8 protein-coding genes are annotated in these 13,055 nt (G+C 26.8%); all 8 read right to left on the bottom strand.

All coding sequences use genetic code 11. From position 1 onward, the window contains the following. Positions 1–7: 7 nt before the first annotated feature. On the bottom strand, positions 8–1,606 hold the full coding sequence (locus JYG23_RS13965) for an ABC transporter ATP-binding protein (protein WP_207236287.1): 1,599 nt from the start codon (positions 1,604–1,606) through the stop codon (positions 8–10). Beyond that, positions 1,587–3,197 (bottom strand): ABC transporter ATP-binding protein, encoded by a 1,611-nt coding sequence (locus JYG23_RS13960; RefSeq protein ID WP_207236286.1) that lies wholly within the window; start codon positions 3,195–3,197, stop codon positions 1,587–1,589. Before JYG23_RS13960 ends, JYG23_RS13965 begins: the two co-directional genes overlap by 20 nt. A gap of 163 nt (positions 3,198–3,360) precedes the next feature. Then, on the bottom strand, positions 3,361–8,286 hold the full coding sequence (locus JYG23_RS13955) for an Ig-like domain-containing alpha-2-macroglobulin family protein (RefSeq protein ID WP_207236285.1): 4,926 nt from the start codon (positions 8,284–8,286) through the stop codon (positions 3,361–3,363). Between the two features lie 24 nt (positions 8,287–8,310). Beyond that, positions 8,311–9,204, bottom strand: a complete 894-nt coding sequence (gene amrB / locus JYG23_RS13950; RefSeq protein ID WP_207236284.1) for an AmmeMemoRadiSam system protein B — start codon at positions 9,202–9,204, stop codon at positions 8,311–8,313. A 149-nt stretch (positions 9,205–9,353) separates the two neighbouring features. Next, the gene (locus JYG23_RS13945; protein ID WP_207236283.1) at positions 9,354–10,241 is read right to left on the bottom strand and encodes a hypothetical protein; all 888 of its coding nucleotides are present in this window, start codon (positions 10,239–10,241) and stop codon (positions 9,354–9,356) included. Then, positions 10,242–10,622 (bottom strand): response regulator, encoded by a 381-nt coding sequence (locus JYG23_RS13940; protein ID WP_207236282.1) that lies wholly within the window; start codon positions 10,620–10,622, stop codon positions 10,242–10,244. Between the two features lie 466 nt (positions 10,623–11,088). Further along, the gene (locus JYG23_RS13935; RefSeq protein ID WP_207236281.1) at positions 11,089–11,748 is read right to left on the bottom strand and encodes an ABC transporter ATP-binding protein; all 660 of its coding nucleotides are present in this window, start codon (positions 11,746–11,748) and stop codon (positions 11,089–11,091) included. 18 nt (positions 11,749–11,766) lie between these two features. Then, a complete protein-coding gene (locus JYG23_RS13930) occupies positions 11,767–13,053 on the bottom strand; it encodes a hypothetical protein (protein WP_207236280.1) in 1,287 nt (428 codons plus the stop codon). Between the last annotated feature and the right edge of the window lie 2 nt (positions 13,054–13,055).

Genomic DNA, 13,055 nt, shown 5'->3' with positions numbered 1-13,055 from the left:
TTGCTTTTTATTTCATATAAACTACTTTACTTGCATAGTTTGTTATATCTTCATCATGAGATACAAAAATAATTGACCTATCACTATTTTTTACAAACTGTTTTAACCACTCTTTACCGTCCGTATCTAAATTATTGCTAGGTTCGTCTAATATTAATATTTTTGAGTTCTTTAGCAAAGCTCTTGCTATAGATACACGTTGTTTTTCACCACCTGATAAATCATTTCTGCCAAAGCCAACATCTCTATTTTCAATTTGCCTAATTCCTACTGCTTTTATAACCTCGTCTATTTCTTCATTAGTCGCATTTAAATTTCCAAGCCTTATATTATCTCTAATTGTTCCTTTAAAAAGATATGGATCTTGCATAGCATATGCGATCTTATCTCTCAAACTTTCTATGCTAATATCATAAAACTCAATTGCATTTATCATTAAGCTTCCATCATATTCTTTTAAAAGTCCACAAATAAGTTTCAAGAGTGTCGTTTTACCACTACCATTAGTACCTATCAATGCAAGCTTATCACCATTAAAATATTTAAAGCATAAGTTATTAAATACTTTTTTATCATCATACGAAATACTTAGATTTCTTAATTCAATACTATCCACATTATCTATTTTTTTACCGTTTAAGACTTCAGCATTAGAATATAAAATAGATATTCTTTCGCTTAACTCCTTCATAATATAGCTTTTTTTAATAATATATGATACATCACCTAAAACAATATCAAACACTCCTAAAAAGCCTATCATTGTTGCTACATTACCAGCACTAATACTTTTATTTGAAACCATAATTGCACCAATAATCAATGTAATAACCTTAGTTAAAGAATTTATAAAAGTTTCTATATTTTCTGCTACCGTTTTTATAGTTATATCCTTTTTTTGAACGTTATTGAAATAATTAATAAACAATTGGTCTAACATTTTAATAAATGCATTTGCTATATTTATCATTTTCAATGCACATGATTTTGTTGCTATTTCTGTTTCGTAAACTCTAACAGAAGTATTATATTGTCTATTTTTTAAATCATATTTAGATTCAAGTTTAGCTGTAAACATTGGAACAAATAACTTTATCAAAGAAATAGCAAAGATTAGCATCGTAAAATAAACACTGATTTTCAATGAATTAGATAATACATATACAAAAGTTAATGGTACTGTTATATACTTTGTTATTATATTCATCCAATACCCTCTAAAATCTATCGGATCATCTTCCAAACGATATTGTACTTCTCCTGCTTCTAATTTCATAGCATTTCTATATTCTTTATTTAGAAACCTTGCATATAAAATTCTATCGTGTGCCAAAGCTCCTTTTAACATAGTGATTTTACAAACTAAATCAATAAATGGTATAACAATAACATATATTAATATACATATCATTATTTTCTTTATATTATTCAATCCATATTCAATATTAAGTGTAAATATAGAATCTGCAAATGAGCCTAATACTTTTGCAGTATAAACAGTCAATATAGATGCAATAACCTGCTCTATAAGATTAAAAACAAGTGGTACTGTCATTGTTTTAGCTAAATCACTATATATTAGTTTTTTAATCTGTTTCAAATTCATATATTTCACCACCTTTATCAAATGTATATATTCTATCCGCTATTCTTGTTAATTTATCATCATGTGTAACAATTACAGCACCTCTGCTATTTTTTATATCAACAAGTTTTTTTATTAAAACGTCTTTTCCATAGCTATCAAGCGAATTTGTTGGTTCATCAAGAATCATAATTGTTGATTCTAAAGCTAATACCAATGATAAATATACTTTTTTTCTTTCTCCTCCTGACAGCTCTGAAATAACACTGTATTTTAATATTTTATCTGTTAATCCAAATTCAGACGCTATATCAATACATTTAGAGAATTTTTTATCAGCAATTGAACTATATAACTCAACAGGTGTTACATTTATATTTATATCATCTTGTGGTAAATATAAAACATTTTCACACCACTCACTATCTTTGATTTCGGTAGGCTTTATGCCTCCTATTCTAATTTCTCCACTTTTGTTTACTAAAATTCCTAACATAAGCTTAAGCAATGTTGATTTGCCTATACCATTCTCTCCCTTAATTACATTCAATTTTGCTAAATCAAAGCTAACATTAGTATTTGACATTATTTTTTTTTCTTCAAACTCATAGCAAACATTCTTTAAATTTATTTGATTATTATTTATTTCGAGACCTTCTTGCTGTTCAAAATCAAACCATACTGCAAGCCTTTTTAGTGCAGTATGTGAAACAGCAAATTCTGGTATTGAATTAAAAATAGTGCTTACTGCTCCATAAAGTCCACCAGATAAAGCTATTGCAACTATAGCAATGTCTAATGTAGAAAATTCAAAAAGCACCAATAATCCCAATGCACCATATGTACCATATTGTAATATATTTTCCAATAAATATGTCATTGAGTTTTCTGCAGCACTTGTTAGCTCCGCTCTATTGCCTATTTTAATATACTTTTTATGTATCCTTTTAAGTCCTTCTATATACCAATTTTTAAGTCCATACAATTTTATTGTAGCAAATCCTTTGTAACTTGAAACTACATATTCTGTTAATTCTGCTTCTACCCCTCTTGAAGCATCATAATTTTGTTGCATATACTTTTTAATAATTAATGGTGGTAGCAATTGAACTAATGATATAATTAGTAAACTATAAGCTATATATTTGTTTTTCATAAAAATATAAACAAAATATGATACAGAAGTAATAATACCTACAATAAATCTTGGATATGTACTTATATAAATATCTGTTACTGTGTTAAAATCATCATTTAATAACTCAATTGCCTTTCCATGCTCTTCATCATATAAAATATTAAGTGGATTATTAAAAAGATTTTTATATAAAAACATTTTACATTTATGTTTAGATGTAGACACTTTTTTTTCAAAACTTATAGTAGCTAATATACTAAATAACTTATCAATAATTATAACTGATAAAATATATATTGAATACTTGATTACACTATGAACATTACCATTTGTTGCATTTGTAACCATGTTGGACATTAAATTAGCTGTTATTAACGCTATTGGAACTGAAATCAATTTTAGCAAACAAGAAGTAATACTAACCTTCATTAATATAGGTTTAATTAAATTGCTTATTTTTTGTTTGTTTTTCAAAGTATACCTCCTATTTTGTGATTTAAGTTATTATAAACTATATTATATTCTAATTATACTTAAAGTTATACTTCTAAACAATACCACAACAATTGAATATATTACAACTAGCAGTTGAAAAAAAGGCATTTGATATAATAAAACTTATCAAATGCCTTTTAGTTTATTTAATTATCAGTTTACTCTTTTCAATATAATTTAAATCACTTGAGAATAAATCTTTCATTACCACATAATCAATTGCATATTCACCTGGTTGAACTGCCTGCATATAAATTATCATTGGTTTAACACCATCTTTATTATTATAAGAACACATTCCTGTTATTTTCTGACCATTCTGTTTCACATAAGACTCGTTTTTATTATCTGTCTCCATAAACCTAAACCCTGCAGGAATTATATAAGTAATCTCATAATATAAAGATTCAACACTTGGCTTAATAGTAGGTGTAATTATCACTTTTAACAAGTCTGACTGTTTGAATTCTGTCTGACCTAAACCACCCTTTTCTAAGCCATATGATACATCTAGTGAGAATCGTATAGTTTTATTTTTGTCTAAATCATCTTTGTTGCCAAGTGCATCAACGTTGCAAGCAATTTCACCTTTTATGTTTGTAAATCTTATGTCCTTAATTTTCTCTTTTTGTATTGAAAATGACTCTGTGTTAAAAAACTTTAATTTATAATCTTTACTTTTTCCATCTACAGTAACTGTTATTTCCCCGAAAAGATTTTTTATTTCTTCAAGGCTCATAATATCTCTGTTTGTAATATACATTAACTGTTCTAAATTAGATAGTGTGTACTCACTTGGAACATTATATATATATTTAAACAAATTATCACTGTTGTTTATATCACCTAATTCAAGCCCAAGCACTGACATCAGAGATGTAAGCTCATAACTGTCTACGTCGTTTATGCTATTGTCAAGATATAAATAATTTGCTTTTGTTATTACATTCTTATCAAGAATTTCCTTATAGTATTTATAAGCTGTACCATAATCACCAAATTCAGTAAGTGCAAGTGAAAGATAGAGCTTATCTCTGACTTCTAATTCTTCATTCTCAAGTAAATTGTAAACGGTAAGAAGAACAGGCTCTTTGTAATTACTTAATCCCCATAGAGCTGCAGCAACATCTGTATTATAATTTTCTGCTGAATCAATTATGTTATAAAAATATCTTTTGACCTTTGCATCCATATAGTTATTGCTGTATAAATTTATAAGTTTAGCTGTTAACTCTGTATTTTCCTTAGAATAAGGTAACAATTTATATCCACCATTTTTAGACTCATACTTAGCCAGTTCATCTAACAAATCCTTTTCATTATAGCTTTGGTTAGCATCAAAATATTCGTTCATATATTTATTTGCAATCATAGAAGTTACAGTTTGATCTATTCTTCTACCTCCGTAACCATACGAGATATTTTTCAAACTATTATAAAAGTCTGATTTGCTTTCATTAAACAGTGTAATTACCGCATTAGAACAAACTTCATCTAATACTGTATCATCAGTTAATTTATAATAATCTGTATTATTAAAATATATTAAAGAATCAGCTACTCTGAAATCTTTTTTTACACCATCCTTAAAATCGCTATAACTTCCGTAGGCATATATTTCGTACTCACCCAAATCGAGCTTATCAAGATAAATATTTGTATATTCACCTATTATACCTGTTACTTTATACTCTTTTTCTTCAAGGGTAGCTTTATTTTTAATTTTTACTGTATATTGAACTTTTTCGCCTTCAGTTGCTTCAGTACCAAAGGTTCTAAGCGTCGCACATATTTTATCCTCTTTTAGATATTCATCACCCATTATTAAGTTTACATAAAACGGTAAGCTAACTGTTATATTTTTTGTTCCACTTCCTGCATACATTTTATCTGAAATTGCTTGATGTGTTATCCTCCAAGAAGTTAAATTATCAGCTAATTTAAATTTATACGTCAAGCTACCATCATCATTGGTAGTTATAGTGTCAAATACATTTGTATCTCGAAAATCATCTCTCAGTACATCATCATATCCTCCACCGCCACCCATTTCTGGACACATTTCCTCTGGAATTGAGTATATATTTGACATATAACTGTTTAATATTGAAGTACCATAATATGTTGCATAAAGTTCACCCAAAGTATCGGTACTTTTTCCGAAAACAGCAAAATATGCTTCATCCACAATACTAATATTAACATCTGCCTTACACGGTTTATAGTTCTCATCGTAGGCTTTTATATTTAAAGTTACTTCATCACCTGGCTTATAATTATCCTTATCTGTAGATACATCAAAACTTATCTTTCTTTCTGTTTCGTCATAATCTACTCCTGAGCTGTAGCGGATAGGATACATAAAACCATCTTTAATATATATTCCTTCTAGTTGAACATTTGGTATATATTTTTCTTCAAAATTTAATTCAACTGATGTATCTTCACCAATATTATAATCAACAATGTTTTCTCTTAACATTAACAATACTAAATTATCATTATTGCTGTTTTCTACAGGTATACCATTATATGTTAATTGCAAATTAACCTCTTCATTTACTCTGTAACTGAATTTATAACTAGAATCACAACTTTTTTTGTGTTCTATTTGATAAATTTTATCATCATTTGCATAATTAAAATATCTACCTATCCAAAATTCCTCATATATTCCACCAATACCATCTTCATAATAAGCAGTAATTTTATACTCTCTTTCAGAATTAAAGTTTGGAATTTCAAAATTATACAGTCCATTTGATATATCTACGTATTCATCAATAACAGTATTTTCTATTTCATATGATTTATATTTTATTACATTTACTTTATTTATATAATCATATTCTTCACCGATTTTTTTAGTTTCACAATATCTTTCAACAATATTAAGCTTTACTTTACCACTCATAGGATCACTTCTGAGTGATGTATAATCATTTTCATCAGCATTATAATTTGCTAAATCTAATTTGTGAAGTAAAATATCAAATTTTTTAGGTTCTTTTTTGTTATTTTGTTCAACCTCAAGCATTACTTTTTTCGGAAAAACCTTAGATGTGTTATAACATTTAACTTGCTTATCCTCCGCTTCATTGTTAAAACAGTATACATATATTGTTTGTGGTCTCCATGTATTTGCTTTAACATCAGTATTAACTTTTGTAGTATATTCTCCATTTTCATCAAGTGCTAATACATTACTCTTTTCTGTATATTGAATATTAGAACCATTCTTCAAAAGACATGTTCTATAATCTACTTTCAAATTAGGATATGGAGCATCATCATAAAAATTAGCATTTAATTTATAAGATAAATCATCTCCACTATACAAATATTCCTTATCAAGCTTTCCCGACAGTTTAAATAAAGGCTTTGTATATTTAGCTATACTTACACCCCTGCTATCAACCAATATATCATTATCATATACTTTTATACAGCAACCATATGATGTAATATTATTTATGTCAAAATAAGTTTCATAGCTTCCTATCTCACTTATTTCAGCTTTTTTACTATCCAAAATAATTTTTGTTTCATTTTCCACCAAATCAATTCTAACATTTTTAGTTAACCTGTCATCTCTGTATCTTAAAAATCCCCAAACATTAATAGTATCTGTAGGAAGATATACTGGTCTATCAGTATCTAAATAAATAAAATAATCTGTTGAGTTATTAGTTCTTTGGCGATATCTATAGTCGTAGTAAGTATTATCAATGCAGTTTTTAGCAAATATAAAATTATTATAGCCCTCTTTTTTAAATGTCATATAAAATGTATCATTAATTTTTTCGTCTACAATTTTTTTATCTTCTATTTTTTTAATAAGTACACCCTCATCTTTTGTTTTCCCAATGAATTCATTGTTCTTACAAACACTAACATCCCCAATACCTTTATTGGTTTTTCCATCTGCAACAAATACAAATGTCTCACTTTGCGTGTTTGCATTATAAATTAGTAAGTCATTGATTTGTAAAAATACATACCTCTTTATATTATCTTTATAGACAATCTCTGTTAGATAATATCCCTTAGCTAAATCTTTAGGCAATTCATATACTGCCTTTTTCCTATAATACGTCTCAACCATATACGGTTTTTGCGCAACTGAGCTAGTTAGCGTTAGATTTTCATCCTCTGTACAATCATCTTCAAGCTTATTTAAGTTAATATAATTTATGACACATTTTTCAAAGCTATCATATGAATCATACTTATAGATATTTACAATACATTCTTCATTTTCATATTCTCTATCCAAGTAACCTTCAATAAATTTTACATTGCCTTCATAAATATTTCTAAAAGGTTCTATACAAATACTATACGCCTCTTCATCCTCTATCTGAAACGAAAAAGTATAATCATCCTTTAGTGTTTCATCACTATTTTTAGCACTTAGATCTTTTTTTATTGTAACAGTGTATTTGCAGCTATTCACCAATTTTTCTGACGGTGCAAAAACAACCATTCCATTTTTTTGCTCAAATCTTCCTTCAACATGTGGTTCTATTTCAAAGTATTCCTCAATATTTTCAATTTCATTGAGAGTGAAATACATTTCTATACCTGTTTGTGCCGGAACATAATTACTTCCGTCACAAGGAATTGTTTCAGTGATTTGAAGATTTTTTTTAGTCTGAAAAGCCCACGAATAAATTTCTTCATCCTCATTAAACTTAATCTGATAAACAGAATTATTTTTCAAATTAGCAGTTGGGACAATATTATAAACAGTTGATGATACTTCTTCTATGTTAAAATCTGTTTGTGGTATAATTTTTAGATTTGATTTTATAGTGTCTTTTTGTATTTCTGATTTTGAAGTTAATGTAAAACCGCTGGTACTTTCAATACCTTCAGCACTTGCTTTTGTAGCTGTGAGCTTAAAATTATCAAGTAATGTCTTATTATCCTTAGTTGCTAGAACCACTTCTCCTTGTGGCAAATCATCCGTACTATCCGTATTGTTGATTGTAGTATCTGTTTTGTTGGAACATGCTGTCAGTAGAAAAGCTACGCATAATAATAATGCAATAATTCTTTTTAACATAATTCCTCCGATATTAATTATAATTTAATAAAATAAGTATGTTATATAACTTGTAGTTTGATTAGATTTTATAGTAAGTATAAGATTTTGATTGCTGTGATTTAGTCTGTAAATGTTATTCGCTTTTCCCTTTTCCATAAGCTTAAGCATTGTAACAATACTTATGGGAGAATCCAAATTATCATTAGTAAACTTCATGATATCGTCTATTTGTCTGTTTTCTATTTTATCCATGCTTATAGTATCCATTGTATTAGCTTCATCAAGCGTTAAATAATGTGAAAAATCAACTGATGCTATAAATAATGTATTTTCAATATCTATATTTTTGTAAATTTCATCAATCAGCTTATTAACTTGTTCTAATTTAGTCTGCTTAGTCAGTGCAAATGTTACTACATCAACATCGCCTAAATAATACTTTATAAACGGAACTATTGTTGATGTTGAATGTTCTATTGTCATTTTTTCGTTGTTTTCAACTATTAAACCTTCATTTATCAGTTTACTCGTCAATTGATTATTTGTGTTCAGAATACCATATGGGGTCTGATAATCTCTCAGTGTTGTAAAAATTTTTCCCTTATCCATGCTTTGGTGGTCAGGTCCGAATAATATTACTGTTTCGTATTTATTTTTACATCTTATTATGTTTTGAAATGTTTCATGTATTAAATCTTTAGCTACCAAATGATGTGGTACAATACACCCATGTATTATACCTGTTTCCTTTATTTCAAATTCCTTTATTTGTATGAAATCGACAGGATTATAGTATAAACATTCTATATAATTTTTACCAGTATGCGTTATAGATTTATTGGCTTTTTTACTAATATTAACATCATCAATATTAATTACCATGATAAATAGTATTATTAAAAAAATAAATAAAGTGACACATATTTTATTTTTCACAACTTTGCCACCACCCTTTTACTTTATAAATAATTATACCATATATTAAAATTTTTGGATAATTTAAAAATATTAATTTAAAACATAAAATAACATTTAATTACAAAAAAAATGAGTTTTCATTTGAAAACTCATTATTATGTCTATTCTTATTTAATATCTGCCATAATAAAATTGATTATACCAAATGTAAAACGTACAGGTATACAAATTGCATTTTTAAGATTTTTCAATTCTATGTTACTTTGAATATCTTGAGGTGTTAATTCTAGTTCTATATTATTAGTATTAGACATATTTACAGAGAAAATACCGTTATTTAAATTCAAGAACTCTCCAACTGATGCCATTACGTATTCATTATTTTCTGCATATTCTTCTTCACTAAACCTTGAAGCAAATTTTATAAGTGCTTCTTCGTTGCCTTCTATAGCTGTATATGTACTAAACTTACCATTTATATTTTGAGAAGCAAGCAAATCGCATTTTTTGTTCTCAAACTGGAATTGATTTAATGGTATAAAATCCTGTCCAATAAATCTTATAATATTTTTGAATAATAAAGAAATATATTCCGCATAAATAGTTGCATCCTTGCGATTTTTAAACTTGTAAAATTCCTCAATTACACTTAACAGTTTATAATTTTGAGCATCTGAAAAATTTATATTTTCAATTTTATGTTCTTTTTTATAATTTTCAAGAGCTATTTCAATTTGTTCAAGTGTCATGTAGCCCTTATCTACAATTGTCTGTCCAAGTAACAGATATCCGCTTTTTTGTTCATTTAATAATTCAACAACCTGATCATCTGTCAAATAGCCTAACTCAACGGCTATATTACCAAACTTCTTGTCTACTTTAGATTGCATATGGTGAACTTTTCTTACCTGTTCTGATGTCATAAGTCCGGCATTTATAGCTAAAACCCCAAGCTTAACTTTTGCATTTTTTTGTGCTACCAAAACATTTGACAATTGATCTGATGTTAAATGTTCATTGCTTAATAAATAGTTGCCAAAAAACTGAGTAAACATCTATTCACCACCCTCTGAAACTCTTTTTATTATTTTATTTATTTGTTCTTCTACAAAAGGTTTTTGCATAAAATCATAAGCACCAGCATCAATTGCAGCTTTTATATGTGATTGTGTTATTGAAGATGAAGTAATAATAACTTTTGCTTTTTTATTAATTTTAATTATTTCCTGTAATGCTTCAATTCCAGTTTTAACAGGCATAGTAATATCCATAAAAACAACGTTTGGACATGATTTAATATACATATCTATAGCTTCTTGTCCATCTTTTGCCTCGTATAAATTACTACAACTTAATTTTGCTAAAATGTCTTTTATTTTCTTTCTACTTATTATTGAATCATCGCAAATTAATATTTTTAAATTTTTGCAGTCCATTTTTTACCTACCCTTCATAATATATTGGTATATTTTACACTATCTAATATAATATTACAACATTCTACGAATGATAGCAAGTTTTTTATCTTTCTTGAATGAAATTTTATATTCAGTCAGTAAGCTCTTCTCTGTTTGTAATTGTAAATACATTAACTTTTGATTTTACATAGATTTATTATTTACATTACTAACTTTTTTAGAATAATTTGTTTCATTAATAAAAGCAAAAAAGCCTATAGCTTATATTATATAAACCACAGACTACACTACTAGTTCAATTTATATTTTATTTATTTTGGGAACGGTTCTTTTTGTCCTAAATCATAGTTTATTCATTTGTTTGCTTTTTTATTTAAGATACTTTAATACTCAAACTACATAAATCCGCTATATTATGTATTTATTACAATCTCTCTGAACAATAAAACCTCTCACTAGAATAAGCATCAATAACCAAAACATTTTAAATAAAAATTTTTCCGTTTTTGATATTTATTTTTCTATCACAAATTTGAGCTACAGTATCATCATGAGTTGCTATTATAATTGTAATACCTTCTTTGTTTAATTTTTTTAATATATCTAATACTTCGTATTTATTGTTATCATCTAAAGAACATGTTGGTTCATCCGCTAAAATAATATTTGGATTTGTAATAACTGCTCTAGCAATAGCTACACGTTGGCACTCTCCACCAGACAGCATATGAGGATACATTTCAAGTTTATTTGAAATACCAAGTGAATCAGTAACTATCAAAACTTTTTCTTTTATTTTGTTTTTTTCGATATTTTTATATTTTAATGGCAATGATATGTTATATAAAACATTTCTATTATTAATTAATGCAGAATGCTGTAGAATAAATCCAACATTATCACTTCTAAATTTAGCCATATCCGATTCGTTACCCAGCACAGTTTTATTATTGAATAAATATTCTCCACTGGTTTGTTTGAATATCCCACCTGCTATATTCAACAATGTTGTTTTACCCGAACCGCTTGGTCCCATAATTGCAACCATTTCATTATTATCTATATGTAAACTAACACTATCAAGTGCCTTTATTTCTGTATTTTTATACTTAAAAATTTTACTAATACTTTTAAATTCAATCATATATATTTCCCTTTATTATCAATTTTCTTTTCTGATAGAAGAATAAATATTACTTTTATTAATATAAATATTTAATACTAGACATATTACAAGCATTATAATAAATGAAAATCTTGTAGTTTGACTAATTGCCTTATTAAGTAAAATGCGATCAGATACATAAATACTATTATGCCCTAACAATAATCTGTTAACTAAACCTGCAATGCCCAATGATAATATAAATTGTATAAATATTTCAAAAAATATCTTTAGCTTCATTCTGAGAAAATTACAACCACAAATTAAATGAATTGCATAGATTTTTTTGTTTTTATTGTAATTCCATATATATATATAAGCAAAAATGGCTGATAATATTAGAAGCAAAATTATCGAAGCGATTAAAAATATTCCTTTGCTTGAATTAATTGTGTTTGAAATATTTTTTATATATTTATAAATGTAAGCTTCATTTACAACATATTTCAAATCTAAAGCTTTACTTACATCATCAATTCTATTTTTATAATCATAATAATCTTCACCATCGTTTACTTTTATATATCCCCAGTTTTTTAACGAATATAGTATCTTTTGAAATCTTTCATCATCTTTATTTAACGGAATAAAGTCCATATCCAATGAAGGGATTGTGATATACCGATCTAAAAAAAATATATTATTATTTAATGTCACTAAAGTATCTTTTTCAAAAAAGCCTATAACTGTTACAGATATATCTTTAGATAAATATTCAAAATTTATTGTATCGCCTATATTAATTAACTCTGAATATTCATGCCCAAATATAGCTGAAACTGTTTTATTATTATCAAATATAAAGTCTTTTGGTTCAAATCCTCTTCCATCAGCTAATTGATTTTCAAGATTAAATTCATCATAAGCATTTTTCCCTATCTGCACAGATTTCAAAGATATACCAATATTGTCGTTTTCTCCAAAATATTTACTTCCATAATCAATTCGAAATTCATCCTTATAATTAAAAACAGACTGTATAACTAAGGATTGCTTATCAAATTCCAAATAATTAAATTCTTCATTTAAAATACTGCAAAACTGTTTCATTCGTTTCAATGCATCTTTTTCTGCAAAAAACTCAGATAATGATTTTTGATTATCTTGTCCATAAACATCGTTTACTCTCAAATATGTCGATTCAACATTTTTATTATCAAAATCTATTATTTTATGTTCTACTTTATTATAGTTTTTATTTGAAAGCATAAATACTGTCATGGCGATAGTCAACAAGCAAAAGCATATTAATATATGTATATAGTTGCTATTTTTATACTTCATAT

The sequence above is a fragment of the Sedimentibacter sp. zth1 genome (genome assembly GCF_017352195.1).
Lineage (GTDB): Bacteria > Bacillota > Clostridia > Tissierellales > Sedimentibacteraceae > UBA1535.
Note: the sequence above shows the minus strand (reverse complement) of the source record. Positions and strands in the feature narration are given on the sequence as shown.